General features: G+C 61.5%; 24 protein-coding genes and 4 pseudogenes. 11 read left to right on the forward strand and 17 right to left on the reverse strand.

The genetic code is table 11. The annotated features are described in order from the left end of the window. Nucleotides 1–8: 8 nt before the first annotated feature. The 3 genes from H8B03_RS06560 to H8B03_RS06570 all read right to left on the reverse strand — a co-directional run bounded on the left by H8B03_RS06560 (nucleotide 9) and on the right by H8B03_RS06570 (nucleotide 2,509). Nucleotides 9–389: a hypothetical protein gene (locus H8B03_RS06560; RefSeq protein WP_193140931.1), complete on the reverse strand. Its 381-nt coding sequence runs from the start codon at nucleotides 387–389 to the stop codon at nucleotides 9–11. Nucleotides 390–622: 233 nt separating this feature from the next. Further along, complete coding sequence (gene arsB / locus H8B03_RS06565; protein WP_193140932.1) at nucleotides 623–1,660, reverse strand: ACR3 family arsenite efflux transporter; 1,038 nt, start codon at nucleotides 1,658–1,660, stop codon at nucleotides 623–625. Nucleotides 1,661–1,816: 156 nt separating this feature from the next. After that, nucleotides 1,817–2,509, reverse strand: coding sequence for a hypothetical protein (locus tag H8B03_RS06570; RefSeq protein ID WP_193140933.1), 693 nt, complete (start codon nucleotides 2,507–2,509; stop codon nucleotides 1,817–1,819). Between the two features lie 440 nt (nucleotides 2,510–2,949). On the opposite strand from H8B03_RS06570, the gene H8B03_RS06575 reads away from it, so the two are divergent. The 5 genes from H8B03_RS06575 (at nucleotide 2,950) to H8B03_RS06595 (ending at nucleotide 8,322) form a co-directional block, all read left to right on the forward strand. Further along, entirely contained in the window at nucleotides 2,950–4,260 is a 1,311-nt protein-coding gene (locus H8B03_RS06575) for an AAA family ATPase (RefSeq protein WP_193140934.1), read from the forward strand. Then, the gene (locus tag H8B03_RS06580) at nucleotides 4,257–5,375 is read left to right on the forward strand and encodes a ParB/RepB/Spo0J family partition protein (protein WP_193140935.1); all 1,119 of its coding nucleotides are present in this window, start codon (nucleotides 4,257–4,259) and stop codon (nucleotides 5,373–5,375) included. Before H8B03_RS06575 ends, H8B03_RS06580 begins: the two co-directional genes overlap by 4 nt. Nucleotides 5,376–5,619: 244 nt before the next feature. Further along, on the forward strand, nucleotides 5,620–5,841 hold the full coding sequence (locus tag H8B03_RS06585; protein ID WP_193140936.1) for a helix-turn-helix domain-containing protein: 222 nt from the start codon (nucleotides 5,620–5,622) through the stop codon (nucleotides 5,839–5,841). A gap of 1 nt (nucleotide 5,842) precedes the next feature. Then, complete coding sequence (locus H8B03_RS06590) at nucleotides 5,843–7,150, forward strand: HipA domain-containing protein (RefSeq protein ID WP_193140937.1); 1,308 nt, start codon at nucleotides 5,843–5,845, stop codon at nucleotides 7,148–7,150. A gap of 485 nt (nucleotides 7,151–7,635) precedes the next feature. After that, nucleotides 7,636–8,322: a helix-turn-helix domain-containing protein gene (locus H8B03_RS06595; RefSeq protein ID WP_193140938.1), complete on the forward strand. Its 687-nt coding sequence runs from the start codon at nucleotides 7,636–7,638 to the stop codon at nucleotides 8,320–8,322. A gap of 676 nt (nucleotides 8,323–8,998) precedes the next feature. Here the strand turns inward: H8B03_RS06595 and H8B03_RS06600 are convergent. Then, a pseudogene (locus H8B03_RS06600) lies at nucleotides 8,999–9,974 on the reverse strand (IS21 family transposase); the annotation flags it as partial. 212 nt (nucleotides 9,975–10,186) lie between these two features. On the opposite strand from H8B03_RS06600, the gene H8B03_RS06605 reads away from it, so the two are divergent. Beyond that, nucleotides 10,187–10,426 (forward strand): DUF4160 domain-containing protein, encoded by a 240-nt coding sequence (locus tag H8B03_RS06605; RefSeq protein ID WP_193140939.1) that lies wholly within the window; start codon nucleotides 10,187–10,189, stop codon nucleotides 10,424–10,426. Beyond that, nucleotides 10,419–10,820 carry a DUF2442 domain-containing protein gene (locus H8B03_RS06610; protein ID WP_193140940.1) on the forward strand — a complete coding sequence of 134 codons (402 nt, stop codon included), beginning with the start codon at nucleotides 10,419–10,421 and terminating at the stop codon, nucleotides 10,818–10,820. Before H8B03_RS06605 ends, H8B03_RS06610 begins: the two co-directional genes overlap by 8 nt. A gap of 1,384 nt (nucleotides 10,821–12,204) precedes the next feature. Here H8B03_RS06610 and H8B03_RS06615 read toward each other — a convergent pair. Further along, a pseudogene (locus H8B03_RS06615) lies at nucleotides 12,205–12,765 on the reverse strand (transposase); the annotation flags it as partial. Between H8B03_RS06615 and H8B03_RS06620 the strand changes: the two are divergent. After that, nucleotides 12,762–13,382, forward strand: a pseudogene (locus H8B03_RS06620) (transposase); the annotation flags it as partial. The pseudogenes H8B03_RS06615 and H8B03_RS06620 overlap by 4 nt on opposite strands. Nucleotides 13,383–13,719: 337 nt before the next feature. Here H8B03_RS06620 and H8B03_RS06625 read toward each other — a convergent pair. The 12 genes and pseudogenes from H8B03_RS06625 to H8B03_RS06675 form a co-directional block, all read right to left on the reverse strand. Next, a complete protein-coding gene (locus tag H8B03_RS06625; protein WP_193140941.1) occupies nucleotides 13,720–15,195 on the reverse strand; it encodes a sensor histidine kinase in 1,476 nt (491 codons plus the stop codon). An 8-nt stretch (nucleotides 15,196–15,203) separates the two neighbouring features. After that, nucleotides 15,204–16,259, reverse strand: a complete 1,056-nt coding sequence (locus H8B03_RS06630) for an adenylate/guanylate cyclase domain-containing protein (protein WP_193140942.1) — start codon at nucleotides 16,257–16,259, stop codon at nucleotides 15,204–15,206. A gap of 1 nt (nucleotide 16,260) precedes the next feature. Further along, complete coding sequence (locus H8B03_RS06635; protein WP_193140943.1) at nucleotides 16,261–16,620, reverse strand: truncated hemoglobin; 360 nt, start codon at nucleotides 16,618–16,620, stop codon at nucleotides 16,261–16,263. A 38-nt stretch (nucleotides 16,621–16,658) separates the two neighbouring features. Then, a complete protein-coding gene (locus tag H8B03_RS06640; protein WP_193140944.1) occupies nucleotides 16,659–17,510 on the reverse strand; it encodes an alpha/beta fold hydrolase in 852 nt (283 codons plus the stop codon). Between the two features lie 89 nt (nucleotides 17,511–17,599). Then, complete coding sequence (locus H8B03_RS06645) at nucleotides 17,600–18,772, reverse strand: NAD(P)/FAD-dependent oxidoreductase (RefSeq protein ID WP_193140946.1); 1,173 nt, start codon at nucleotides 18,770–18,772, stop codon at nucleotides 17,600–17,602. A gap of 15 nt (nucleotides 18,773–18,787) precedes the next feature. After that, nucleotides 18,788–20,038, reverse strand: a complete 1,251-nt coding sequence (locus H8B03_RS06650; protein ID WP_193140947.1) for an NAD(P)/FAD-dependent oxidoreductase — start codon at nucleotides 20,036–20,038, stop codon at nucleotides 18,788–18,790. A 29-nt stretch (nucleotides 20,039–20,067) separates the two neighbouring features. After that, nucleotides 20,068–20,208 carry a hypothetical protein gene (locus H8B03_RS06655; RefSeq protein ID WP_193140949.1) on the reverse strand — a complete coding sequence of 47 codons (141 nt, stop codon included), beginning with the start codon at nucleotides 20,206–20,208 and terminating at the stop codon, nucleotides 20,068–20,070. A gap of 177 nt (nucleotides 20,209–20,385) precedes the next feature. Continuing rightward, the gene (locus H8B03_RS06660; RefSeq protein WP_193140950.1) at nucleotides 20,386–20,967 is read right to left on the reverse strand and encodes an OsmC family protein; all 582 of its coding nucleotides are present in this window, start codon (nucleotides 20,965–20,967) and stop codon (nucleotides 20,386–20,388) included. Nucleotides 20,968–21,291: 324 nt separating this feature from the next. Further along, complete coding sequence (locus tag H8B03_RS06665) at nucleotides 21,292–21,507, reverse strand: hypothetical protein (RefSeq protein WP_193140951.1); 216 nt, start codon at nucleotides 21,505–21,507, stop codon at nucleotides 21,292–21,294. 217 nt (nucleotides 21,508–21,724) lie between these two features. Next, nucleotides 21,725–22,066 (reverse strand): glutaredoxin domain-containing protein, encoded by a 342-nt coding sequence (locus H8B03_RS18960; RefSeq protein ID WP_319022450.1) that lies wholly within the window; start codon nucleotides 22,064–22,066, stop codon nucleotides 21,725–21,727. 96 nt (nucleotides 22,067–22,162) lie between these two features. After that, a pseudogene (gene cysK, locus H8B03_RS06670) lies at nucleotides 22,163–23,200 on the reverse strand (cysteine synthase A); the annotation flags it as partial. 30 nt (nucleotides 23,201–23,230) lie between these two features. Next, nucleotides 23,231–23,401, reverse strand: coding sequence for a hypothetical protein (locus H8B03_RS06675; RefSeq protein ID WP_193140953.1), 171 nt, complete (start codon nucleotides 23,399–23,401; stop codon nucleotides 23,231–23,233). Between the two features lie 146 nt (nucleotides 23,402–23,547). Here H8B03_RS06675 and H8B03_RS19105 point away from each other — a divergent pair, with 146 nt between their 5' ends. The 3 genes from H8B03_RS19105 to H8B03_RS06685 are packed head-to-tail and all read left to right on the forward strand — an operon-like array spanning nucleotide 23,548 to nucleotide 26,605. Continuing rightward, on the forward strand, nucleotides 23,548–23,676 hold the full coding sequence (locus H8B03_RS19105; RefSeq protein ID WP_264299179.1) for a hypothetical protein: 129 nt from the start codon (nucleotides 23,548–23,550) through the stop codon (nucleotides 23,674–23,676). Continuing rightward, complete coding sequence (locus H8B03_RS06680; RefSeq protein ID WP_193140954.1) at nucleotides 23,673–25,892, forward strand: ATP-binding protein; 2,220 nt, start codon at nucleotides 23,673–23,675, stop codon at nucleotides 25,890–25,892. Before H8B03_RS19105 ends, H8B03_RS06680 begins: the two co-directional genes overlap by 4 nt. Continuing rightward, complete coding sequence (locus H8B03_RS06685) at nucleotides 25,889–26,605, forward strand: response regulator (RefSeq protein WP_193140955.1); 717 nt, start codon at nucleotides 25,889–25,891, stop codon at nucleotides 26,603–26,605. The genes H8B03_RS06680 and H8B03_RS06685 overlap by 4 nt, the downstream gene beginning before the upstream one ends. Nucleotides 26,606–26,690: the final 85 nt, after the last annotated feature.

Genomic DNA, 26,690 nt, shown 5'->3' on the forward strand with positions numbered 1-26,690 from the left:
CCGACGGTTCAACCCGCTCCGCGCCGTGCGGCAAGGGCGATCCCGCCCCAGACCGCGGTGCGAAGCGTCATGGCAAGCACGGTTCGCATTTCGAAGGCACCGCCACGCAGCACATGTACCCCGAAGGCGGCGAAGACCAGCAGGGTGGCCAGGAAAATGGCCACGGCCAGCGGCGGGGCCCATGGGCGCCCCTGCCACAGGCCGATACCCGCCAGGACATAGGCAATCCCCGCGCAGGTGTTGAACCAAAGCACGAAGGACACCACGGCCCCCATGTCGATGCCGCCAAGCAAGGTCGTGGTGCCCGAGATCACGGTCAGCACGCCGAACCCGATCGCCACGACGGCGAGGGTTCTCAGGGTCCGCGTCGGTCGTTGCGTGTCCGTCATGGGTATGATCCTTCCTTGCCGCCTGCCCGCGCATCGGGATGCCATCGTCGGCGTCCGGGCAAGCTGTCCCCCGGCATTCAGAAGACTTCGGCAGCCAGACCCGGCACGACTGGAAGTATACTCCCAATTCCCGCCGCAAGAAGGCGGACGCAGAAAATCGTAAACCGGGCGCGCGCGCTTTGGCCGCCTCGCCCTGACCACGCAAAGAGCGGCATGCGCATTTGCACCCTGGCCTAGGGCGTCTCGGTCCTTGCGTCCGGCTCTGCCGCGAAACCCGCCCGCGTCCGATTGGCAAAAGCCACCAGCGACAGCATCACCGGCACTTCGACAAGCACGCCGACCACCGTCGCCAGCGCCGCGCCAGAGTTCAGGCCGAACAGGCTGATGGCAACGGCGACGGCCAGTTCAAAGAAATTCGACGTGCCGATCAGGGCGCAGGGGGCGGCGATCCGGTGCGGCACCCGCAGGGCATAGGCGGCCCCGTACGCCAGCGCAAATATCCCGTAGGATTGCAGCAGGATCGGCACCGCGATCAGGGCGATCACTTGCGGGCGATCCAGGATCACCTGCCCTTGCAGACCGAACAGGATCACCACGGTGGCAATCAGGCCGATCATCGACCACGGCTTGATCCGGGCCTGGAAGGCGGCGATCCGGGCCTCGGTGCCCAGCCGCTTGCGGGTCACGAACCCGGCGGCAAAGGGCAGCACGACGAACAGGACAACCGACAGAACCAGCGTTTCCCAGGGCACCTGGATATCGGTGACCCCCAGCAGGAAGGCGACGATGGGCGCGAAGGCGAACACCATCACCACATCGTTCACCGACACCTGCAACAGGGTATAGCTTTCGTCGCCTCGGGTCAGTTGCGACCAGACGAACACCATGGCGGTACAGGGCGCGGCGCCAAGCAGGATCAGCCCGGCGATGTATTGCTGTGCGTCCGCCGGCGCAATCAGATCCGCGAAGACATGTTCGAAGAACAGCACCCCCAGGGCGGCCATCGTGAAAGGCTTGATCAGCCAGTTGACGATCAGCGTGATGGCCAGCCCCTTGGGTTGCTTGACCGCATTGCGCAGGCTCGACGGGTCTACCCCGACCATCATCGGATAGACCATCGCCCAGATCAAAACCGCAACCACAAGGTTCACGCTGGCCACCTCGGCCGCGGCCACGGCGTTGACCAGCGCGGGGGCGGCACTGCCAAGCGCGATCCCCGCGACCATGGCAAGGGCGATCCAAAGCGAAAGGTAGCGTTCAAATGTACTCATGGGACAGAAAATTCCTTCTGTTCATCCGACAACCGCCCGGCGGGATTGGCCATAGGGTAGAGCCCCACTTCCATCGTGACCCGTTCTGCCTTGGGATAGGCAAGGATCAGGTAGGACTGCAACGCCGAATTGGTCGTATACAGACCAGCAATCTGGCTACCCCGGCCGCTGTCCCGCCACCACCATGCGCTGAACCTCGGGCAGACCCCGGCGCACCGCGTGGAACAGCTTGTCGTAACCCTGTGTCTGCAGGTACTGCGCGTGAAACGCCGAGGGCGCGATCAGTTCCAGAACCCCGTCCGACACCCCGGCAGACTCAAGCCCCGCACACCAGTTTGCATAAAAGGCCGGATCCTCGCCCTGCAGGATGGCCGCCGCGCGGCCCCAGCCCCCCTGCCCTGCCGTGTCCACGGTCGGAAATGCGACCACCTTGGCCCGCACAGGTTCCGGTGCAGACCCCGCCGCCCCGCCCAAACGCGCTTCAAGGTCTGGCCCCACGTTGGCCCAGGTCGGACGCGACGCCTCCAGAATACTGGCCCAGTCGATGCCATAGACCGTCACCCGGCCCCGCGCCGCCGGACGTTTTACCGTCAGCCAGCCCCGGGTCTTCAGCTTGGCCAACTCCCGCTTGACCGTCCGCTCGTTCACCTGCCACAGCCGGGCGATATCGGCGCGGCCGATCGACAGCTCGTCCCGCATCCAGTTGTACCGGGCGGTGATCAGGGTCATGAATCTGAGGATCGTCCGCTGGACCGAGCTTGTCTCGGCGCAGGCCATGGTGCCCAATGCCGTGAGCACATCGTATTTTCGAGAGGCAGCTCCCTGCCCCACAGCTTGCTTGGCCAACATTGGACCGTATCCTGCTCGTGCCTGTGGTTCCTGGGAACCGTGCCTCCGGTTGTCCGGACGCTTTTGCTTATGGTTCAGGATTTAGCGTCCAATTTTCGATTCTGTCAACGTGTTTGCCCCGGCGTCCCCGTTCAGCCCGCCTAATCAATCAAAGATTTAGGGTTCACAGGTGATGGGGGACATCCCATGCGTCCCCCTGTTGACCGGATTTGTCCCCCCAATGGCGCCCCTACGCCAAATCCTGTCCCCCCAAAACACGCGCGCCTCAGCATCTGGCGCGGCGCTCTAGGGCGTTCGGCGATTCGCATCCGTAGCGCCAAGGCCACAAGGCCCCCGTCGGACAACGGGTTTCGCGTGGATCGAGAATATTCTGTTTTGCCAAAACAGGCAAATAGGCGTATTTCACGAATAGAGCAGAATTTACGTCTCATGAGGTGGGCATGTACAACTATCGCGACCTTCAGGAGCTTCAGTCACATTCGCTGAAAATGCAGGGCTGGATCCGGAAGCAGACCTTCTCCCCGGAAATGGAAAAGACCCTGCGCCGCTTTTCCTCGTGGGAGGTGGCCGAGCTGATCTTTAAGATCAACCAGTCCACCTTTCGCGGCCGGTTGTCGGCAGACCCCTCCCTGCCCGTCGGCGAGGTCGAGGAAGACGGCCGCCAGCGCTGGTTCTCGCTGGCCGAGATCAACGAATTGCGCCGCCGCATGAAGGTGAACCGCAAGACCCTGATGCCCCCGCGCCCGCCCGGCAAGCGCGCGATCCGCGCCGCCATTGCCAACTTCAAGGGCGGTGCAGGCAAGTCGACGGTGGCCCTGCATTTCGCTCACGCGGCGGCGCTGGACGGCTACCGGGTGTTGTGCGTGGACTTCGACCCGCAGGCGACGCTCAGCCATTCCATGGGGCTCAGCGACGTGTCCGAGGATTACACGGTCTGGGGCATCATGGCGCGCGACCTGATCCGCGAGACCGACCGCATGAACAGTGCCAGCTCGGGCGCGGCGTCGGGCACCAAGGTGGTGGAACGCCGCCTGCCCGCTTCGGTGCGCGACATGGGTCTGGAAGATCTGCGCATTTCGGACTTTATCCAGCCGACGTCCTGGCCGACCATCGACCTGATCCCGTCGTGCGCCAACGCTGCCTTTGTCGAATTCGCCTCGGCCCAGTACCGGCACCTGAACCCGGACTGGTCGTTCTTTGCCGCCGTCGACCGCTATCTTTCGGCGATCCCGGCCGACAGCTATGACATCATCATCTTCGATTGCCCGCCGGCCATCGGCTATCAATCGATGAACGCTGTCTTCGCGGCGGATGTGCTCTATATCCCGTCCGGCCCCGGCTACTGGGAATACGACAGCACCACCAGTTTCATCGGCCAGCTCAGCGAGGCGCTGGAGGATCTGGATGCCGGGTTCAAGGATGCCGCGTTCCCCGCGGGGAACGCCACCGGCCCGAAAGCCTTCCTTGACCTGCGGTTCCTTCTGACCCGGTTCGAGCCGGGCAACGAATTGCACCGCGCCATGTACGAAGCCTTCGGCAAGGTCTTCGGCGACCGTGTGACCGAGCATCCGATCGAGCTGACCCGCGCCGTCGAACAGTCAGGGCGATTCCTGAGTTCGGTCTACGAGATCGACTATCGCGACATGACCCGTGAAACATGGCGGCGCGCCCGCGCCACCTTTGACCGGGCCTATACCGAGTTTCGCAAGAACCTGACCGAAGCCTGGGAAAAGATGGAGGAGAGTGAATGACCAAGAAGAGACGTCGCGTCTTTGACATCGACATGCCCGAGGAACAGGAAAAACCGCGCCCCGGCGGTCCGCGCATCTCCTCGCTAGAGCCGCGCCGGGGGCCGATGGCCAGCGCCGTGCGCGAAAACGCGGATTCCCTGCGTGACCGGGCCGAGACCGAACAGGCAATCCGGGCCGAAAACGATGCCTTGGCGCATGAGTATGTGTCGCTGCGGAACCAGGGTCTTGTCCTGCAACGGGTGCCGCTGGGCGAGATCCGGACCACCAAATTGGTCCGGGATCGCAAGAGCGTGGGCGCCGAGGATCTTGAGGATCTGAAAACCTCGATCGCGCAAATCGGCCTGTCCAACCCGATCCAGGTCGAAGCCGCCGGCGATGGCTTTGAACTGGTGCAGGGGTTGCGGCGCCTGACCGCGTTCCGGGCCCTGGATGCCGAGAACCCCGATGGCGGCTATGACAGCATTCCAGCGGTCGTACTGGGGCAGGGCGAGTCGCTGGAAGGGCTGTATCGCCGGATGGTCGACGAAAACCTCGTGCGCACCGATATCTCCTTTGCCGAGATGGCGGCCCTGGCGCGCAGCTATGCCGAAAGCGACGCGACCACGGCGGAGACGACCGACGAGGCCGTCGATGCGCTCTATGGCTCCGTCGGCAAGCAAAAGCGCAGCTATATCCGCGCCTTTGCCAAGCTGCTGACGGTGCTGGAACGGCATCTGCAACACCCGCAGGCGATCCCGCGTGCGCTTGGTCTGGCGGTGCGCAAACGCATCGAGGCCGAGCCGGAAACATTGGCCGATCTGCAACGGACCCTGGTGACCGGCGGCGCACGGGATGCGGCCGGGGAACTGGAGATCCTGAAGGCCTATGTGGGGCAGGGAGAGACGGGCAGCGACCCCGCACAGGACGCGTTCCCCGCAGGGAACAGCGCGCCACGGGCCGGGAAATCGCCCCGCAAGGCGCGCACGACCTTCCAGGTGCAAAGCCCGAGGGGGGCGGCGAAATGCACGGCGTCCATGGGACGGCTGGAGCTGAAACTGGATGCCGATTTCACGACGATGGATCGCAGAAAGCTGGAAGCCGCCGTGCAGCAACTGCTGGCGATGCTGGACGACTAGACCGGGCCATCACGCGAGACGGGGAGGGGGCGTGCCGCCGGGCGCGCCCCTTCGGTTTTTGGGGCCGCGGTCCGCCCGTGGTTGAAGCGCGCAAGGATTTCTGCGAATTCCGCCACAAAAATATCAAAGCTCGTTTAGATTTCAGGGACTGCCCCACTCTGAATCGATGAAATCTAAAAGTACGTTGAGTTTTTGGGCCGCTACCCCTAATACTGCCAGAACCTAAACGAGCCTTGAGGTTTCCATGCCGCGCCCCCGTCACACCATCAAGACCCCCGCCGATCTTGGCGTTGCCCTTCGCAAGCGCCGCAAGGCGTTGGGCCTGACGCAAGAGACCCTTGCGGTGCAATCGGGGATCTCGGTTCCGACCATCATCGCGGCCGAGCGGGGCAAGGAAACCGCGCAGATCGGGGTGGTGTTTACCCTGTGCCGCGACCTCGGGCTCGACCTGACGGCCGAGGGCTGAGATGCAACGGCTGGACGTCTTTCTAGAAGGGCAGGCCACCCCGGTCGGCACCCTGCACCGCGCCGACGATGGTGCGGTGTCCTTCCGGTACGTGCGAAAGGACTTGCCCCATCCGCTGTCCCTGTCGCTGCCGGTTCAGCATGCGCCCTTCGGCGATGTTCCGACGCGGGGCTTCTTCGACAACCTGCTGTTCGAAAACGCCATGCGGGATCAGGTCATGCAGAAACATGGGATCGCGCAGACAGATATCGTGGGGCTGCTGGCGCATCTTGGCCGGGATTGTCCCGGTGCGATCTCGGTGGTGCCGGAGGGGGAGGGGCCGGGCAAGCGCCCCGGTCATCTGGACAGGGACTATACGGTGCTGTCGTCGGAGGATCTGGAGGCGATCCTGCGCGCCTTGCGGGACCACCGTCGTCTGCCCGAGATGTCGGAGGACCCGTCGCCCCTGGCCGGGGTGCAGGGCAAGGTGGCGGTGACGGTTCTGCTGAATGGGGGGTTTGCGCTGCCGCGCCCGGGTAGCGGCGCGCCGACAACGCATATCCTGAAGGTTCCGCGGGCGCGCGACCTGCGGCTGGTCGAACAGGAACACGCGCTGATGACGATCGCGGCCAGCTTGCTGGCGCATCCGGTGGCTGAAACGCAGGTGATCGGGCAGGGCGACCTGCGCGGTTTGCTGATCGCCCGTTTCGACCGGTCGGTGCGGGGGGCGGAGGTGCATCGCACCCATCAGGAAGATTTCTGCCAGGCCTTGGGGCTGGGGCCGTACCTGAAGTATCAACGCAATGGCAGCGGCCCGCGCCAATTCTCGGCACAGGCGGCGGGGCGGATTCTGGCGCAATGCAGCGCCCCGGCGCAGGCGCGCTCGGCCTTTCTGGAAGGTACGATGATCAACCTGTTGCTGGGCAACACAGACAACCATGCCAAGAACCACGCCCTGCTCTACGCGCCCGATCCGACGGGCCGGCCGCAGCTTGCGCCATTTTACGATATCGTTCCGACGTTGATCGACGATCAGGTCACGCATCAGTTGTCCTTCGATATCGGGGCGGCGCAGATGGCCGATGAGATCACGGACCGGGATCTGGTGCGGTTCGCGCAGGATCTGGGATATCGCAGCCTGACCGCCCCCATGCGGCACAGGCTGGCCGCGCTGACCCGGGCCGTTGTTGACCGGATCCCGAAGATGCGCGGTCCCGGTCACAAGCGGCTTGGCGATGCCTTTTCGGCACAGGCTACCGCGCTGGCGGCGCCCCTCGGGCTCGACCTTGAGGTTCCTGCGCGCGATCTGGTGGTGCTGAACCGTCCCTGACAGAGATCACAGGGGCCGAATGAGGCCAATCGCCAGTCAAATGGGGCAGGGCAGTAGGGCCTTGGATTTCGGCCCAAATCCTATGCCTCTGATAATGGCAGCTTATCGGGGGTGATAAGACGTCATCAGAAATATTGGAAGTCTTGTGCTTTTCAGTGTGATTATGCACAAGAGCCAGTCCAGAGCATTAAAATGACAGCGGTTCCCGGAATCCGTGGAGCAAGCCCGTACCGGCAGAAGGGGGCTGCTGCTGGATCTACCTCTCAAGGGCCATTCTACTTGCAGAAGAGGCCTACGAGCCTTTGGGTCTGTGGCCCCTGAACAGGCGATAGCCGCAGGTCCTTCCCGGAGATGTTCCAACTGGCAGGCGAGTGGTGCCGAAATCTTTTTGGGTCAGCGCGACAACCATCTCTGGTCATGGCCCAGATTTCCGCATAGATTCCATATCAAGCATGATGCGAGCACCCAACAAGGGAGTCTGCATTGTGTCAGACACAACCACCAGAAAATCACGACAGATCCTGGCCGAGAGGGTAGAAAAGTCCTCTTTGACGAGCAGCCAGAAACAGATTTTCCGAATTCTGCTGTTCAAGTTCTACAATGTGAAAGATGGCCGCTGCTTTCCGTCTGACAGGCAAATTCAGGCAAGAACCAATCTGAATGAGAGAACGATCCGGCGTGCCAGAAAGGCTCTGGTCGACGGTGGCTGGATCATCTGCACACAAGCGGCCACTGACAAGCGGCGGCGCAACTACCGGTTTCCCAAGCTGGACGCAATGATTTGCTCAGCAAAACACCCGGACAATTGCAGCCCCTCTCCGGAACTGAGAAACCGGACAAAAAGTCCGGAAAAAGCGGACAGAATGTCCAGTATCCCAATATATACTAAAACCACTCAAATGAACCAAGGGGCCAACCCACCCCCGGGCAGGTTTCCGGTTGCCGTTGGCAGCCCGGAAAACGACGCCTGGGACAGGTTTCTGCGAAATGCGGCTCTGCCCTCGCTCAGTGAGATCTTTCCGCCCTCTGAATTCAGCGGAAAACTTGTCTTTTGGCTGAAAGATCAAAAAATTCCCCGACCCAATTCTGTCGATCATCGATTGGCTGTTTTTTGGTTCAGTGAAGAGGCGAATAATTCAAAGATCAATCAAACGGAGAGAAAACATGGGTAGGGGTGGAGCAAGGCCAGGCGCTGGTCGACCGCACGGGGCCAGGAACAAGGCAACCCAATCGCAGAGCGCAACTTTGTCAGAGATCGCCAAGAGCTATGCACCTGAAGCTCTGGAAATGCTTGCGGAGGTGATGAGGCATGGCAAAAGCGACGCGGCCCGTGTGTCGGCCTGCCTGGCAATTCTCGACCGCGCCTTTGGGCGTCCCAAGCAAGCAGACCCTGAGCCCCAGAGCGATGCCTTGGGGGACTTGTTGAAAGAAATGCAGGCTGGAGGAGGCACGAAGATCAGACCCGTCCCGAATCCAGTGCAGCTGTCAAGTGAGACACCCGTGCCCAATGGGTTCGAGGAAAAGCGAATACTGCACAACGGAGATCAACTTTGTCTGGGAATCGCAGAGGAATAGTGGGCCATTGCGGGACTACGGTGCGCCAGGCGCCAGGCAATCCCTTCCAGCAACTGGACCTGTCCCGATTTGATGCCGCTTCAAGTTCTCAATTGTGCGGCGTGTGCCTCGAAGGCCAAGGGGCTTTTCCAGCCCAGGGCTGAATGCCGACAACTCGAGTTATAGATGCCGATTACGTATGTGAGGATGGCAAACTCGGATGGTCGGCCCATCCACGGAGTAGCGGTTCGTCAGGAAAAAGGTCCCCCGGACCTTTTTCTATTCCTCCTCACTGTCGAACCGGACGAGGCAGGTCTTCGAGACCGACGCCGGAACGGCATGGAAGCCGTCGAACGGGCCGACGTAGGGCACAAGTCTCGCGCGCTCGTCCTGGAACACCTCCCAGATCGTTCGATCCCGAAGCTCTTGGTGCGGGTTGGCCTTGGCCCAGGCAACACAGCGATCCTCGAGCCAGGCGTTGAGTTCGGCGTAGCTCTTGAACTTCGGCCGGGGCACGAAGAACCGCCGTCGGACAACGCCGACCTGGTTCTCGACCTGTCCACTCGCCATTGTCCTCGGACCAATGGCGGACAATTCCCGCTGTCGTAGATGCCCCGCGCGCAGGCTCCACCGAAGAAGTAAAAGGCCTTGTCGAGCGCATCAAACACCATCTCCCCTCGCCATGGTCTCTCGGACCAGTGGCGTTCCCATGGCTCGATCTCGTGCGGATAGGCCCGCACAAACAGCATCCGGCTGTGGCAGAGGCGGACGTACGCCACCTTCACCGCGGTCGTCGCCCCATCGATCACTACGATCTCGTGGCTCCAGTCGAACTGGTAGGCCTCTCCCGGATCGAAGCTCAGCGGCACATAGGCGGCGGCAGATGCCTCCTCTTCCTCCTTGGACCACGTCGCCGCGTATCGCCGGACCGCATCATAGCCACCATCATATCCTCGAGCCCGGAGTTCCTCGAAAATGCAGATGCGGGTCAGTCGCTCGCGCTTGAGCTTCCGTGCGTTCACCGCCAGCATCTCGTCGAGCATGTCTTTCCAAGGCCCGATCTTCGGCAACGGCTGAATGGTCCGCTCGTAGGTGAGCTCCGTCGCACCGGACCGGATCACCTTGCGCACCGTGTTCCGCGATACCCGCAGCTCACGGCAGATCTGCTTGATCGACTTGTTCGGCATTGGTCTCCAACCAATGGCGACTCAATGCCTCAATCCGGAAAATACGCCCGCCGGATCTTCGCTATCGTCTCCACGACCAACATCCCACACTGTGCTCCCCAATGACCGCGGGGGCATCATCCACATCAGTGTAATGGCGTCACCTTTGGACGCAGATCACCCCTCTACCGGGTCAAAATTGCATGCCTGTTCACACACTGTGCGCCATGCTAGCTGGTTCCTGATGTAACGAACGGCTTTAGCTTCGACTGACGCGTGATCTTGAAAAACCCAACATGATAGGTTATTTTGAGCTATGGTCACCATCTACCGCGCGCACGGGCTGCGCATCATCATCTTCACCGAAGATCACGAACCAGCCCATGTTCATGTGATTGGCGATGGCCAGGCCAAGATCAATCTGATCGGTTCCGACGGCTCGCCGGTTCTGGTTTGGGCGCAGGGCATGAAGGGCAACGAAGTTTGCCGGGCGGTCCAGGTTGTTCACGATCAGCAGGACCTGTTTCTTGCCAAATGGAGGGAAATCCATGGCTGAACTGAAAGACGCCGAGATTGATGCCGCTCTCGAACGTGGCCGCATGGCGCAACAGACCGAACCCCGCGCGGATGCCGTCCGCTACGACCGGCACAACAGCCGGATCATCGTGGACCTGACCAACGGCTGCACCTTCGCGTTCCCCCCCAGCCTTGCCCAAGGTCTGGAAACGGCCAGCGAGGACGAACTGGAGGCCGTCGAGATCCTGGGCGCAGGCTACGGCTTGCACTGGGAAGCACTGGACGTGGACCTCTCCGTTCCCGGCCTGATGGCGGGGCTATTCGGCACGAAGGCCTACATGGCCCGCCGCGCCGGTCAAGCCACCTCCGCAGCGAAAACGGCGGCTGCCCGCGAGAATGGCCGCAAAGGCGGCAGGCCGCGCAAGCAGGCCTGAGGTGTGTATGCAGCCGCCGCTCCCAATGGGAGAAGCGGCGATCTTCTTGCGAAGAACTATTCGCCCAAGTTACCTACAGCGCTCTGCCCGCTTTCGGTAACAAAATAGCAGGTATTTCTGGAAAACGGGCGAAGCACTGGTGACTTATCCAAGTCCGCAGCAGTTGTGCCCATAGGACATGCAGGAACATTCACAAAGCGGTATCCCTTGTCACCCATACACTGAGCGAAAGCTTGGACCCTCAGTCCCGCATTTGCATCGGATGTATACGTCTGACCACCGTATGTGTCGCCACCCGTGGAGTTGCAAAATGTCTGCGTACCAATTCGATTGCACTGCGTCTGAACGGGAGTGGTGTAAGATGGTGTTGTTCGAGAAACCATTTGCTGCGGAACTCTCTGAGCCGCTTCAATTTGGCAATTGGTGACGGATCTCTGAATTTCAACCTCATTAGCACCAGCTTTGTAGGGGAAATTCTGTATAGGTTGACCCGCCTTTTACCTATCGTACGGCGTTTGTGGCGCACACCCAACCAATGCCGAAACAAGGACTGCTAGTCCGATTATAGAAGGTATTCTCACAGGCAACCTCAAGATTTTAATAGAAAACTGATGACAGATATTGAGGTTTGCCGCCATCCTGAGGATGAATAAATTTACCTTTGTGGCCCGACAGATACAATTATGGCGCGATCTTAAGTCGTCGATGACACTGCCGTTATGGTTAGCTTGTCCAAGCCAATTCTTGAAACCTGAGAGACCGCCCCGTCTAAGCTCTTGAACTGCCTAGGTTCATACGGATTTCTGGCGCTACAAAGAACGACTGGTTCCCCGTTCCACTCAGCCGCGCGGCCATAGAATTGAACGATGTATCCGTGTTCACCTCTCACTATACCTGCACGATCAATCATCCCGTTCTCGATCCGCAGTTTGACCATTGATTCCAGTACAAGGTTGGTACCGTTGATGCCCGATATCATGCCATGCTTCAATATCCATTACTGATACGATAATAAATATCGTATCAGTAATGGATAAGTCAAGTACTGCCTGAAGGGAAGTCCAGGAGGGCGCAGCGCCTCCGGCCCAATGGCAATTAGCGGAGCGGCTCGCAGAGAATTGCCTAGTAGGTTGTCATTTGAAATGACAACTCTCCCCGGCCTCCCTACGCTGCCCCCATGTTCAAGGCAGCTATCCGTGTCAACAAGATGACCACCATCGCCCAGCTTCGCGGGGCGTCGCGAACATCTGGACGCCGAGATCGTGCGCGGCACCCGGAAAGAGATCACGCAGCGCCAGCATCTGTCGCCTGTCCGTCGTCAGAGTTTTTCGGAGAGCGCGAGGCGATTTTGTAAAGAGGGTTCTGGTTCGCTTTCTGTTTGATGTTATGCGGCGGCCTTGTCGTGCTGCAAGCGGCGTTTCCGGGTTGTCTGTTTCTTGATCTCCCTTCTCATCGAGAGGATGTGAGCGCCCCGACCGTGATAGACGTCGGCGGGTGTCAGGTTGCCCAGGCTCTCGTGGTAACGGTGGTTGTTGTAGTGCTCGACGAAGGCCTCGATCTGCCGTTCCAGGTCGCCCGGCAGGTAGTAGTTCTCCAACAGGACGCGGTTCTTCATGGTCTGGTGCCAGCGCTCGATCTTGCCCTGCGTCTGGGGATGATGCGGTGCTCCGCGAACGTGATCCATGCCCTTGTCGTCGAGGAATTCGGCGAGATCTCCAGCGACGTAAGATAAACCATTGTCGGATAGCAGCCGAGACTTGTGGACGACCGTCGCCTGGTCACAGCCCGATGCAGCCAGCGCCAGTTCCAACGTATCGGTGACGTCCTCGGCCTTCATACTCGTGCAGAGCTTCCAAGCAACGATGTAGCGGCTGTGATCGTCGAGGATCGTGGAGAGATAGAACCAGCCCCAGCCGATGACCTTGAGATAAGTGAAATCGGTCTTCCCCCGACCAATCCACCGCCGAGCCCGAACCAATGACCCGCCCCAGACACCGCAGCCGCAACGCCGAAGTCGATTTTCGTGGTGAACGGCGCTCCAACGCGACCCACGCGTCGAGGCCCGATCCGGAGGCCCGACTGTTCAAGAAGTCGCCCGGCACCGGGGCCGTGCTGTGCTTCATGGGGCATAGTTTGATGGAAAACCGCTCCGGTCTGATCGTGCAGGCCGACCTCACGCAGGCGGGTGGCCACGCCGAACGCCGTGCCGCCATCGACATGCTCCATCGGCATTCACCCGGATCGACACGGCGCCTGTCCCTGGCAGCCGACCGCGGCTACGACAGCGCCGACTTCGTCGCCGAGCTCCGCCAGATGGTCGTCACACCGCAGGTCGCGCAGAAGTCCCGCCATTCCGCCATCGACGGCAGGACCACACGGCACCCGGGCTACGCCAAATCCCAGCGGAGACGGAAGAAAATCGAAGAGCCTTTCGGCTGGGCCAAGACCGTCGGCGGCATGGCGCAGACCATGTATCGCGGCATCGAGCGGGTTCGCGCCCGCTTCACGTTAACGATGGCGGCCTGCAATCTGGCGAGGCTGCCGAAACTCCTTGCCGCCTGAGGCGGGGAGAACCCGAAGGGGCTATTTGCCCACAGCCAACATCCCCACGATTCCTCCGTCCAAGGGAAGATGTTCCAAGCGCGAGCCTTTTTCAGCAGCCTGTTAGGACTGACGAGCGGACGCCGGCCGAGCTTGCGCAACGGATCGGCGACTAGCACGTCGAGGCTTAGCCGAGCGCGCTAGCCGTTTCCTGACGTAGAGCCCAAGCGGGCAATAAGGGCCGTTCCCCGCTTCTCTGCGAGGGCAAGGCCGTCGCTGGTGGCACCGGTGCAATAGGCAAAACGGCACAATCAATGCTGGCTTCTGGGTTTCCAGTCCGACGCCGTCGGTGCCTCGTTCAGCAACGTTCCACGGGCAATTCCAACACAAAACGGGCACCGCCCTCCATGGATTTGTCGAGCTGAATCGAGCCTCCATGTGCTGCAAGGACGCGATGGCAGAATGCAAGTCCGACGCCGGTGCCCTTTCCGCTTGATTTGGTCGTGAAGAGCGGATCGAAGATTCGACCATGAATCTCCTTCGGGACGCCTGGCCCATTGTCTGAAATGGTCAAGTGAACCAGGGTCTTGGTTTCCGCGAGTTCCGCCGATATTCGCACCTGATCGCCCACTGCCGCATCGGCCATCGCCTGCTCTGCGTTGTTGAGCAGGTTCAGGATCACCTGCACGATCTGAACCTCGTCAACCACGACATCCGGCAATCTGTCGGATAGGGATACCAGCAATTCTGGCGTGGAGCTGTCGGTATGACTTTTGTGGGCGTCGATAGCGGTCTCCACCAAATCGCCGAGATTGCAGGGAGAGAGTTCCAGCGGTTGCTCGCGGGCCATCGAAAGGAAGGTGCGAACAATCTTCACGCAACGATCCGCGGCGGCGCTCAACTTCGAGACCCTCTTCATGGCACTTTCGTCCAACGGCTCTTCGCCCAGCATCATAGCGTTTCCGATCACCACGGAGAGCGGGTTGTTCAACTCGTGCGCAACACTTGCCAGAAGCTCGCCCAGGGCTGACATCTTTTCCGATTGGAATGCGAGATCCTTCTGGCGTTCCAACTCTGCCCGCATCGTCAATTCATCGGTCAGATCCGTCATCTCTGCCACGACGACTTCCTCGTCCCGATAGTCGATCAGCCGCGCCGAGAGCGCTGCGGCAAAGGCGGATCCGTCGCGGCGCCGTCCCGTCACCCGCATGTCGTCGACGCGGGCATCCGGCAGAAGGGCCGTGATGAAATCGGCCCGTTCCTCAACGTGCATGAAATGGTCGCGCATGTTGCGTGAGATGCCCAGCAGTTCCGTCGCCGCCGGGGTCCGATACAGGATCTGCCCGTCGCCGATCCGCGACATCGTGAGATTTGCGGGACAAGCTTCCAGCACCTTGGAGGTCATCAACTCGGCAAGACGATCCGAATCCGCCTCGGCGCGGTGGTCATAGGTTTCCGACAGGACGAGCGCAAAGCCGCCATTTGAAACCGCCTTGAGGCGGGCGGCGAAGGCCCTTCGGGTGTCTGTCGAGAACTCTATGGCCGGCGGATCAATGTGCCCTTCCAGCATGAGATCTTCGGCGAGACGCAGGGACTCGCAGACCTGTGCGTCAAGCAGGGCGTGGCGCTCGGCCTCCAGCAGGAAGATGTCCCAGGTTGACCCAGAAGCCACGAACTCCCGAATGGCTTCGAACGTCTTCAGGAAGCTTGCATTGGACGCAACGATCCGCGCCTCTGAATCGAAGAACACAATCGCTTCCTCGAAAAGGTCGATGGCTTCCCCAATCGACACCGCCCCTGGTGATTCTGACACTTGGGGCAGGTCGTCTGCCAAGCCGGGTTTCACAACGTCCCCTGCGCCTCAGGAGCCGCGGATTCGGCAAGCAGGAAAAGCCCCTCCTGAGGCGCAGGACGAGACTGCTTGGGAACCAGGGGCGCCAGGGTGAAACGGGAATCCAGCAGGTCGCGGATGCTGACATGGGCCGCAATCGCCATTGGCGGCGCCAGCGCGCGGGTGCGACTGGCGCGTTCGACCGCCGGGCCGAAAACATCGTAGATGTATTTTTGAACGCCGACCACAGAGCCGATGACCGGACCCGATGCCAGCCCCAACCGCGCGTTCCACTTTATCGGATGGCTCTCGTTGCGCCGCGCGAGGTAACGCAGGAAGCGCACGGCAGCATTCGCCACGGATTCTGAGTGGTTCTGAACCGGGTCCGGCACCCCGGAAACGGCGAAGTAGCTGTCGCCATTCGTGCGCACGCGTTCACAGCCGAACTGCTCTCCGATCCGGTCGAAAGCGGTGTAGATGTCATTGAGTTCACTGACGATAACCGCAGGGTCGTTGGCCTCCAGGATGCGGTCGAAATCCTCGAAATCCAGCGTCAGCACCGAAACGGAGTCAAAGACCCGCGGCGCAACGACACCGAAGGACTTGTACTCTTCGTAAGCCGAGCGCGGCATCATGTTCAGCAGAAGCTTCTCGACCTGTTCCTTCTCGCGTTTGATCTCGTGCGTGTTGCGTTCCACCATCATCGAATAGGAGTCGATCATCGATTCCAGTTCCTTGATGCGGGTGATGTTCTGACACACCAGCACCGCAATCCGTTCGGAGGGATCGTTGGTTCGGGTGAACTCCAGCGCCACGGTCATGCGCCGGCGCTTCAGCTTGAAGCTTGTTTCCGAGGTGAAACTTCCGTCGGATTGTAGATTGGCCGCCAGGGCTTCGGGGTCCAGCGAGGGAAACAGGTCCGCCACGCGACTGCTCGCCTCCGCGCCGCCGAACCAATCAAGGAAGGTGTCGTTTCGGAACTTGAGTTCCATCGTGCCTAGATCGACGAGCGCCACGCCGACACCGATGGCGCGCAACAACTGTTCATTGATTGCTTCGATCGACATGTCAGGCCTTGACCAGAAGGTTCCGCCGCGACTCGAAAGCACCAAGCACGGTCTGGATGTCTTCTGCTTCCACGTCGAATTCGGCAAGCGTGTTGTCCACAAGCGTCTTCAGTTGATCGAAATGGCTATCTGCGATTGTCATGTTGCGGTGGGCCCGTTCGATATGCGTATCGGTAAAAGAAGCCGGTCCGCCCATCAGGGACGCAACGAATTTGGTCTGGTGATCAATCAGCTTCGGCATGTCCACATCGTCGAAAAACGGACCCAGATCGTCATCTTCCAGAAGCTTGTCGTAGAGCGACATGACAATCCGGCTGACTGTAGAAAAGCCGCCATACTTGTCATAAAGGGTCTTTTCCAAAGTCCTTCCCTCCATTTCACCAAGAATGATTGGCCGGTTCAGGCAGCGTGCCGCAGGTTAATCCGGGTATCCTGCCACTGTGCGTTGGCGCGCACAAGAAAATCGTAAACAAGAGGATCGACTCTATGGGGATCGCTCAGATGCGGGAGGTGTCCAGCATCAGCGATAATCTCGTCGCGCAGGAAAGGCACCGCGACACGCAACTGTTGCGCCACTTGTTTGTTCATCCAGCACGTTTTGCCACCCGTGACCTGCAATGTCGGACAGACGACCCCTGCCAGGCTCACCGGACCCATCTGGTCGCCCGAAATCGCCATGAGATCGGCGAGGGTCTCTCCTGCCCGCAGGGCCAGTTCCGTGCGATGCGCGCGCGAAGTGCGGTCCCATGTTCCCGGACCGTGCACCAGATCGATGAAGTTCTGCATGGCGCGCCACCCATCGCCTTCAATCAGGCTGGCGCGCATAATGGCGACCGTTGCACGCACCTCCTGCCGCGTTTGCCAGCCTGCCTGACAGTCGGGCAAAACAGCGTTGTAGGCTGTAGGCTCGATCAGCGACAGGCTGCCCGCAACGCCGGGATAGGCGCTTGCGATCTTCAATGCCAGCACCGCACCGAAGTCATGCCCGACGATATGGACCGGGGTGCCGATCCGCGCCAGTTCCGCCACGGCCACCTCGGTCAGTTCGTCCAGTGACGGAACGGTCCCGGCCTGGAGATCGGCAAGTTGGCGGATCCGGGAGACATCGAGCGTACACACGTCGAACCGGGCTCCGATATAGCCGCGAAGGCCCTTCCAGGTATCGGCGGTCATCGCGCTTCCGTGCAGAAGGACGACCGGAAGACCAGTGGCAGCGGTCATGGTGTTGGTGTGGATAAATTCTTGGGGCATGGGACTGTCTCTGTTGTTGCTTTCCCTTGGTCTACCGGGTGACTGTTTCGGCTTGCTGTCGGCGGGTGTTTCGATTGTTTCAGTGTCCGTCACGCAGCTGTTGCAACCGGCTCGAAGTTCTCCCGCATCCAGGTCAGTTCGGCTTTCATCGCGTCTTTCAGCTGCATGTGCAGGCGCTGCATCCCGCGCAGGGACCAGTCGTAGGACGCCATCCGGTCCGTGGTTCGGAACAGGTCGCGTGAAAGCGCGTCGCGGGTATCCTGATAGGAGGCAAGCGCATCGGGTTTGGCCCCTAGAACCGCACGGGACAGGAGTTCAGCATCCCTCAATGCGTCGCTGATGCCATGCGCCGAAACCGGATCCTTGAAATAGCCGGCATCGCCTACCAGTGCCCACCCCGGTCCTTGGCTCTGCCGCAAATGCCCGTTGGCACCGGAAAACAGGATGGGGCGTTCCCGCAGGTCCGCCTCCACCAACTCGCGGGCCACTTCGGCATTCGCCTTGGCTGCCAGGGTCAGAAGCAGAGCCTTCGGATCGGCACCGCTGCGCGCGGCGCGAAACACACCGTCCGGGACAGCGGCAAAGACGCAGTGCAGCCCGGAATTCGTTGGGATGGCGCCCGCGGTTGCCCGTGTATCGTAGAACCACTGATAGCCACGGTCCCGGATGCCCTCGAAATAGGCGTAGACGCAGCCGGAACGGTTGGGCGTTTCGATCAGTGTCTGCGCTTTGACATGACGCGCAAGGGTGGACCGGCGGCCGTCGGCACCAATGACAAGATCTGCCGAAACCTCGTAGTCTGATCCTTGCGCGGGGGACAGGCGCGCGCCGCGAACACGCCCTGTCGCATCATGAACCAGGCCGACCAGCGATGTCCGGTGCCGAACCTCTGCCCCGGCGGCGCGTGCGGCCGTCACGAGTTCGCCGTCAAGAAGGCTGCGGCGCGGCGCAATGAGCCCATCGATCCCGCCGCTGGGCCGGATCTCCACGGGATAGCTTTCGGCGCCGTAGTGGAAGGTGGTCCAGCGCACCCGTGGGGTTCCGGCAGCGATCAGGTTTTCCAGAAGCCCCCAGCGGTCAAGTTGTTCGACAGCGCAGCGCATCAGCGCATGGGTGGACATCGTGTCGGACCCTGCAGGTTCGCGGTCAACGACAAGCACTTTCGCACCGGCGCGGGCCAGCAGCATTGCGGTGGCGGCCCCGGCACAGCGGGCCCCGACGATCAGGGCGTCATAGTGGGCGGCATTGGAGAGATGGGTCATTGGCGGCTCCCTGTGTCAGGCGGCGGCGTGGGCCGAGTTGTCGAGATGGCGCAGGATATGGGTGGCGATGTCGGCTGCGTCCTGCCCGGCACCGTCGATGAAGGTGGAATTGCGTCTGCGCATGAAGGGCAGGCCAAGCGTATAAAGACCGGCGCAGGGTGTGATGCCGCCGCATTGGATGATCTCTCCCGTCCGGTCGAGAACGGGAATGTCGAGCCAAGGGTAGCTGCGCCGGAAACCGGTTGCCCAGAGGATCGTCCGGATATCCATGGCGGCGAGATCCAGTTCCCGTAGGGCGGCATCTTGCGGGATGAAGGGGGCATCTTCCTGCGGGGCTGGTTCGGCCTGGTCGGAGTTGACCCGGATGAAGGTGTCAACGCGTTCCAGCGTGCGCTTGCGCCGCAATTCGCCTTCAGCAACATCGGCGGCCAGGGTGCCGCCCAGACCAACCCGGTTCCCATCGGCACCGACAACCCGCCCGACGCAGCGGACTCCCAGTCGCGAGAGGGACCGCAGGTTGATATCGCGCGGCGGGTCCGAACCGATCAGTTGCAGCGAGGGTTGCGACAGCGCCTTGTGCGCCGGAACTGCCGGGTCGCGCGCTTCCGAGAGCATCCCGCAGCGGTCGAACCAGTCAAGGATATCCCGACCGCGATAGCGGCGCGGCAGCCGGACATGGGCGCCGGCTGCCAGCGTGACGGGACGGCCTGCCAGGTGAATTTCCTCTGCGAGTTGCACACCCGTGGCGGAACCGCCGACCACCAGCACACCGCCAGGCTCCAGTTGGCGCGGGTGAATGTAGTCACGCGTTGTGACCTGCGCGATCGCGGGAGAGATTGACGCGGCAAAGCCGGGTACCGCCGGACGGTCGCAGGCGCCGGTTGCAATGATGACCGAACGGGCGACGTACGTGCCGTTGCTGGTGCGGATGCGGTAGCCGGCGGGCGTCTGCCGCAGGCTCTCGACCTCGGTGAACTCCGCGACGGGGGCATCGAAGGACCGCGCATATCGGCCAAGCATCCCGACCACCTGGTCCTTGTGCATGAAGCCCTGCGGATCGTCGCCGTCATATCGCCAGCCCGGCAGGCGCGTCATCCAGTTGGGCGTCAGCAAGTGCAGCGAGGCCCAGCGTTCCGCACGCCAACGCTGCCCGACCGCACCCCGATCAAGGATCACATGGTCGATATCCAGGTCGGTCAGGTGCCGGCTCAGAGCGAGCCCGGCCTGTCCGGCACCGATGATGAGAACGTCTGTCTTGCGGGCCATTGGAGCGGTCTTTCAGGTAAAAGGATGGGTCAGCGATCCGTCGCCGAGCCGATTGCGGACATCAGGTCGTGGCGGGAAACCAGGGCGATTGCGCTGCGACCGGCATGCGGGCAGCGGCCAAGGAGGGTCGTGCTGCCGCGATGGCGGATGTGCGGGCTCAAACGGATCATGAAGGCGTCCTCTCGGCTCAGGCAATCCAACCGGCCTTGCGGTTTGGCAGGATCGGGGGAAAGCCCATCGCCTTGGCGATGGCGTTGCGGAAAGCGGGGCGTTTCATGGCGTTTTTCCTTTTGCGGTGCGGTTTGGGGGGTCTCCGGCGGGGGAGGAGGGCCGCCGGAGAGTGCGGATCATGCGGCGACGGCGGTCACGTCGAGCTTCGTGCCATTGGTCAGCATGTCGAAAACGGCCGAGCGGGCGATGGACTGCTGCACCACCCGTTCAAGCGCCTCGGCAGGGGCATCGCCCTTGATCTTCACGGTCGCGCGGATGGTGTTGAAACCGTTGCGCACGTTGTCGTCGAGACCGAGAATGCCCTGCATGTCGATGTCGCCCTCGACCGTCGTTTCCACGGACTCGAGGTCGATCTGGCGGACCGAAGCGATGTTGCCGACACCTGCGGTCAGGCAGGCCGCCAGCGCCGAAAGCAGGTATTCGATCGGGGTCGGTGCCTTGTCGGCCCCGCAGACAACGGCCGGGTGATCGCCTTCGATGACGAAATCCTGCGCGCGACCCTGCTCTTCACCGGCGCCGAAGAAACCGTTGACCGTGGCGCGGGAATGCGTGCCGCTGACCCATTCGCCCTTGGCGCGAAACTGGAACTGAGCGGCAGGCGGTGCATCCTTCACAACGCCAATGGTGGCCAGAAGGGTGGGAACGTCGACGCCGTTCTTGGCGACTTTTGCGGGCTTTTCCATTGCTTGGGTGTTCATCTTGTATCGTCCTGTTGTTGGGGTCCGCGGGGGACCGGAGGGGGCGGTTCCAATTGGACCGTGAGTGCAGTTCTACGGGGGTTGCGTTTCAGGAAGCGGTCAGGAGGGGCGCCTGCGCGTTTCAAATGTAACCAAGCCGGGCGGTGTGTAACTGACTGAAACAAAGTCAGGAATGCGCAAACCAGAACGCCCCGCCGGAGACCGGCAGGGCGTTCGGAAACGGATATGCACCGGCGTCAGCGCACGGATGAAGCGATCCGGATCTCTCTCCAATGGCGTGTTATTCTGGCGGCGAGCTGCCGGGCACGCTCGTCTCCCGTTTTGTCAGGGGGTCAGCGAGATTCGCAGCGCTGTCTCGCCTTTCCAGTCCGCCGTGCGGAAGACGTTTCGCGGGTCGAGGTTGAGCCACTGCTCCATCTCGGAGGACAGGTTCAGCCTGTTCCGATCCTCGTGGTAGGAAATCGTGACCTGGTTGAGGCCGACCTCATTGTGATGCGTTACACCGGGCAGTTTCGCCAGGTCCAGTGCAAGCGGCGGCAAGACAAATGAAGCCCGCCATTGTCGCCCCGGTGGCGAAGCCGACTGAGGCGTCCTGTGGCAGGTCCAGCAGATCGTCGGCGGTGATCCTGGCAAGCAGGCAACGCTGTTGCCCCCGGACGGATCCGGGGGCAACGGCCGCGTGACACCCGAGGCCGTATTCGGTCGCACGTTGCTTAGCCTGCGATGCGACAGTCAGGCAGCGGTTCGTTTCATGATCTCAACGGGAATGCAGCCACTTGGGCAGGAAGGTATAAGCGTCGCGGGACATTTCGGGGTCGAAGGAGACCGCGGCAGCGCCAAGCGCAGCCTGCAACGCGCCGGAGTTGAAGGCGTCGAAGGTTTCCGAGGCACCGCCGATGTGCTGGCCGCCGACAAAGACCTGCGGAATCGTCGGGGCGCCGGTGATCTCGCGCAGGGCCGCCCGGTACTGCGTGCCCTTGTTGCCGTCCTGGAAGGCCACCGAGTCGAGATCGACGCTGTCATAGGCGATCCCCGCCTCGGCAAACATGTTGCGCACGGACCAGCAGAACTCACACCATTCCAGCGCGAAGATCACCACCGGCTTGCTGGCAATGATCGCCTCGACTTCGGCCAGGGCATCCGGGGCCGCCGGTGTCGGCGCGGCGGCGGGCGCGGGCGTTGCGGTGACGTCGAAGCGGTAATTCGGTGTCGAGCGGGACAGCGCCATCTCTGCCTCGGTCATTTCTTCGGGAACATCCGCAAAGAGCGGGGTGGAGAGGTAGCGCTCTCCGGTATCGGGCAGCATCGCGAGGATCTTCGATCCTTTCGGCGCCGATTTCGCGATCTGGAGCGCGGCGGCAAAGGTCGCGCCGGACGAGACGCCGCAAAAAATGCCCTCTTTCGCTGCCAGATCCTTGGCGCATTGCATCGCATCGTCCCCTGAAACTGCCATGAACGTGTCGATATGGCCCGCGTCGAGCACCTGCTGCGCCAGTTGCGAAATGAAGTCGGGGGACCAGCCCTGCATCGGATGCGGGCGGAAATTCGGGTGCGATCCGTTCGCCGCGCCATCGGTGTCAAAACTCTGCGCGATGCCCGAGGCCAGAAGGACGGAGTTGTCAGGTTCGGCGGCAACGATCCTGGTGTTTGGAGAGCGCGCCTTGAGCACCTTCGCGACCCCGTTCATCGTGCCGCCGGTGCCGAAACCGGATACCCAGTAGTCCAGCCCCTGTTCACCAAAATCGTCGAGGATCTCGATGGCCGTTGTGCGGGCATGGACCTCCGAATTAGCGGGGTTGTCGAATTGCCGGGTCCAGAACCAGCCATGTTCCTCGGCCAGTTCCCTGGCCTTTGCAACCATGCCGGTCCCCTTTTCAGAGGCCGGAGTCAGGATCACCTTCGCCCCGAGGAATCGCATCAACTTGCGACGCTCGACAGAGAAGCTCTCGGCCATGACGAGCACCAGGGGATAGCCCTTCTGGGCGCAGACCATGGCAAGGCCGATACCGGTATTTCCGGAGGTCGCCTCGACCACTGTTTGGCCCGGCTTGAGCGAGCCGTCACGTTCGGCGGCCTCGATCACGCCGAGGGCGAGACGATCCTTGACCGAGCCGAGCGGATTGAACGCTTCGCATTTGACGTAAAGCTCGACGCCCTCCGGCGCGATGTTGTTGATGCGGACGATGGGGGTGTTGCCGATCGTGTCGAGAATCGAAGCCTTGATGCCGGTCATGAGGTGGGAACTCCTGTTGGAAAACGAAGATCAGCCAAAAACGCTGCTGGTGGTGCGCCGAGGGTCGGCCGTGAATGTCTTTACCACGCCGAGGTCATCCAGACGGTGATGTGTGTGCGGCGTCCGGCGCGCGCTGCGGGGCGGCAGCAGGATGTCCATCGCGGCATCGATGTGGAACGTTGTGTTTGTGGAGGCGTCCATCGGTTTCGTCCTTCCTGGTCTGTCTCGGGATGGCCTGACTGGCCGATGACGCCAGATTGTGCGGGCCGTGTTGCGGTCGCATGTCCGTTTGCGAGGTTTGGCGTTTCAAGGATTTCAACGGGCGGTGGGCAAGGAACTCCTGGTAAATGTCTGTTTTTAATGGATTATTCTTCGATTTGGCAGCGGCAGTGCCCGGCGCGGCTGATACATTTGAAACAAAACCGGCAGCAGTTGAAAACGACGTGAAACATCGATGGCTTAGCCGGGAAGAATGACCAATGAAGTTCCACATATCGGAAAGCCCGACGTGACCGGCAACAGTTTCCCGATGGAAGCCATCGACGCCCTGGCCGAGGGAATTGCGGTTTTCGACGCCGACCGGCGGCTTGTGACCTGCAACGAGCGTTTCGCGGAGATGCTGGAACCGATCGCCGAGATGATCGTGCCGGGTTTGCGGTGGGAGGACATGTTGCAGGCTTGCGTCGCCAGCGGACTCTATGCAGATGCCAGCGCGCGGGAGGCGGAGTGGCAGGCGAATGTCGGTCGCCCAAAGTCTCGCGAGATTGTTCAGCCTCACAGCGACGGACGCGTCCATTCGGTGCGCTACAATCCCGTGTCGTCGGGCGGGTTCATCGTCATCCGGACGGATGTGACCGAGGCAAACCACGCAGCCCGGATGCTGCGCGAAAGCGAAGAACTTTTGCGGACAATCCTTGATACCAACCCGGTGCCGGTGGTGATGGCCCGCCTGCGCGACGGTCTCATCCTGTATCGCTCACCAGCGGCGCTGGAGCTGTTTGGAAAGACGACATTTGCGCGTGAACACTATCTCGACCCGGCCGACCGCGACAGTTACGTTCAGGAATTGCGCCGCACCGGTAAGGTCGATGACCGGCGGATCGAATTTGTTGACAGGCATGGACAGACGGTTCCGATGTCGTTCAGCGGTCGGATGACGCAATTCGCCGGCGAGACCTGCGCGGTCACCACTTTGATCGACCTTCGCGAGCAGATTGGCCAAGGGGACATCATCCGCAAGGTGGTCGAGAACTGCCCCGCACCGATCCTGATGACCGAGGCGGAAACGGGGGTCGTCCTGTTCCGGGGACCGCAAATCGACAAGATGTTCGGGCACAACCCGAATACCCGATCCTTCTATGCCGATCCGGCGGACCGGAATGATTTCCTCACGGCGCTGCGGAAAAACGGGTTCGTGAACGATTTCAAGGCGCGTTTCCTTGACCCGGACGGCCGTCCCTTCTGGGGCGCGGTCTCTGCCCGGCTGATCGACTATGAAGGCCGCGACGTCATTGTCTCATTCTCCCGCGATCTGACCGATCAACTCGAAATGGAAATGGATATGGCGCGTCAGCGCGAGCGCCTGTTCCAGAACGAGAAGTTGAGCGCACTTGGCGGGGTGCTGGCCAATGTCGCCCATGCCCTCAACAATCCGCTCTCTGTGGTGCGGGGACATGCCTTGATGTTGCGGGAGGAAGGGGCCGGCCCGGAGGTGGAAAGACACGCCCGCAAGATCGAGGACGCCGCCGGGCAGTGTTCGGATGTCGTAAAAACCTATCTTTCGATGGTGCGTCAGGAACCGGCCGAGATGTCGCCCGCCTGTGTGGACGATATTGCCAGGACGGCGGTGGACGTCCTGCGCCATAGTGGCATGGAATTGGATCTGGATATTGACCTGCAGCTCGCCTCGGGGCTTCCAAAAGTCAGGGCCGACGTCAACCAGCTTGCGCAAGTGCTCATCAACCTGCTGCAGAACTCGCACGCTGCCCTGTCCGACACCGACGGGCCGGGGCGCGTGGTCATCGAAACCGGGCTGAACCCGCGCTCGGGCCATGTGCGTATCGCCGTTGCCGACAATGGGCCGGGCGTGTCCAGAGACATCGCTGGAAAGATTTTCGAACCATTCTTTTCCACCCGTGGGATCGGCAATGGCAAGGGGATCGGGCTGACATGGTGTCATCGTGTCGTGCAGACACATGGGGGCCAGATCCGGCTGGACACCGACTATCGCGATGGCACCCGCATCGTCGTCGATCTGCCGCCGATCGCCGCCGACGCCGACGCGCCGGCGGAGGGAAAACCGGTCCGCCCGGTGCAATCGCGTATTCTGGTGGTCGATGACGAACCCGATGTGGCGGATCTTCATGGCGAGGTTCTGGAACGCGCGGGCTTCCGTGTCCGTGTGGCGTATTCCGGCGCCGAGGCGCTCGAAGTCTTGTCGCTTGGAGAGACCGATTGCATTATCTCGGACCTGAACATGCCCGACACGGATGGCCGGAAACTGTTTGAAACGGTGCGGCGCGACTATCCCGACTTGCTGGGACAAATGGGATTTGTCACCGGGGACACGTTGGGCCGGACGTCCCAGGCATTGCTGCGTGACTCCGGCAGGCCCTATCTTGAGAAACCCGTCTCGCCGACGGAACTGCGTGATTTCGTGTCCGAAATTCTCGCCCATGGAGGAAGCGCATGACGAAGAACGAGACGACCACGATCCTCGTTTGTGACGACGAAGTCGACCTGTGCGAGATGCTGGAAGAATACCTCGGAAAGCGCGGCTTCAAGGTGCTTGCGGTCCATGACACGGCCGCGATGCGAAACCTGATCGCCGTACAGGACGTGGATCTGATTTTGCTCGACGTCAACATGCCCGGCGAGGACGGTTTGTCCGCGCTCAGGACATTGCGGGTCGAGGATCGCACGCCGGTGGTGATGCTGACCGCCGCGGGTGAGACCATCGACCGGATTGTCGGGCTCGAAATGGGTGCCGACGACTATCTCGGCAAACCTGTCGACCTGCGCGAACTCGAAGCGCGGATCAAGGCTGTCCTTCGGCGCGCCCCGGTACAGAGCCCGGAACTTGCCATGAACGGCGAAACCGACGCCCTTCCGTTCGGACCTTACACGCTGGATCTCGGGGCCGCGAAATTACTTCAGGAGGACGGGCAGGAGGTTCCTTTGACGGCCATGGAATTTCGCCTGATCAAGCTCTTTGCCGAAAACCGTTCCCGCGTTCTTAACCGCGACCAGATCCTTGAGCAGGCGCATGACCGCTCGTGGGATCCGTTCGACCGCAGCATTGATATCCGGATCTCCCGGCTGCGCAGAAAGATCGAAACCAACCCCCAGAAGCCTCGTTTGATCAGGACGGTCCGCGGTCTGGGATACGTTTTCGACCCGGACTGAGGGGCGGACCCAACACCGGCGGATTCTCCACAGGCTGGGGAAAGGAGCCGCACGGCGCGACATCTGTGCCTCGCGCGCCAAGAGG

This window comes from Meridianimarinicoccus sp. MJW13 (genome assembly GCF_014901205.1).
Classification (GTDB): Bacteria; Pseudomonadota; Alphaproteobacteria; order Rhodobacterales; family Rhodobacteraceae; genus Meridianimarinicoccus.

Coding starts and splice junctions, on each gene's coding strand:
- H8B03_RS06660 (WP_193140950.1), bottom strand. CDS start 20,967: ATGAACACCCAAGCAATGGAAAAGCCCGCAAAAGTCGCCAAGAACGGC.
- H8B03_RS06575 (WP_193140934.1), top strand. CDS start 2,950: ATGTACAACTATCGCGACCTTCAGGAGCTTCAGTCACATTCGCTGAAA.
- H8B03_RS06640 (WP_193140944.1), bottom strand. CDS start 17,510: ATGCCCCAAGAATTTATCCACACCAACACCATGACCGCTGCCACTGGT.
- H8B03_RS06685 (WP_193140955.1), top strand. CDS start 25,889: ATGACGAAGAACGAGACGACCACGATCCTCGTTTGTGACGACGAAGTC.
- H8B03_RS19105 (WP_264299179.1), top strand. CDS start 23,548: ATGTCTGTTTTTAATGGATTATTCTTCGATTTGGCAGCGGCAGTGCCC.
- H8B03_RS06680 (WP_193140954.1), top strand. CDS start 23,673: ATGACCAATGAAGTTCCACATATCGGAAAGCCCGACGTGACCGGCAAC.
- H8B03_RS06630 (WP_193140942.1), bottom strand. CDS start 16,259: ATGTCGATCGAAGCAATCAATGAACAGTTGTTGCGCGCCATCGGTGTC.
- H8B03_RS06570 (WP_193140933.1), bottom strand. CDS start 2,509: ATGTTGGCCAAGCAAGCTGTGGGGCAGGGAGCTGCCTCTCGAAAATAC.
- H8B03_RS06590 (WP_193140937.1), top strand. CDS start 5,843: ATGCAACGGCTGGACGTCTTTCTAGAAGGGCAGGCCACCCCGGTCGGC.
- H8B03_RS06650 (WP_193140947.1), bottom strand. CDS start 20,038: ATGGCCCGCAAGACAGACGTTCTCATCATCGGTGCCGGACAGGCCGGG.
- arsB (WP_193140932.1), bottom strand. CDS start 1,660: ATGAGTACATTTGAACGCTACCTTTCGCTTTGGATCGCCCTTGCCATG.
- H8B03_RS06605 (WP_193140939.1), top strand. CDS start 10,187: ATGGTCACCATCTACCGCGCGCACGGGCTGCGCATCATCATCTTCACC.
- H8B03_RS06585 (WP_193140936.1), top strand. CDS start 5,620: ATGCCGCGCCCCCGTCACACCATCAAGACCCCCGCCGATCTTGGCGTT.
- H8B03_RS06560 (WP_193140931.1), bottom strand. CDS start 389: ATGACGGACACGCAACGACCGACGCGGACCCTGAGAACCCTCGCCGTC.
- H8B03_RS06675 (WP_193140953.1), bottom strand. CDS start 23,401: ATGGACGCCTCCACAAACACAACGTTCCACATCGATGCCGCGATGGAC.
- H8B03_RS06580 (WP_193140935.1), top strand. CDS start 4,257: ATGACCAAGAAGAGACGTCGCGTCTTTGACATCGACATGCCCGAGGAA.
- H8B03_RS06655 (WP_193140949.1), bottom strand. CDS start 20,208: ATGATCCGTTTGAGCCCGCACATCCGCCATCGCGGCAGCACGACCCTC.
- H8B03_RS06610 (WP_193140940.1), top strand. CDS start 10,419: ATGGCTGAACTGAAAGACGCCGAGATTGATGCCGCTCTCGAACGTGGC.
- H8B03_RS06645 (WP_193140946.1), bottom strand. CDS start 18,772: ATGACCCATCTCTCCAATGCCGCCCACTATGACGCCCTGATCGTCGGG.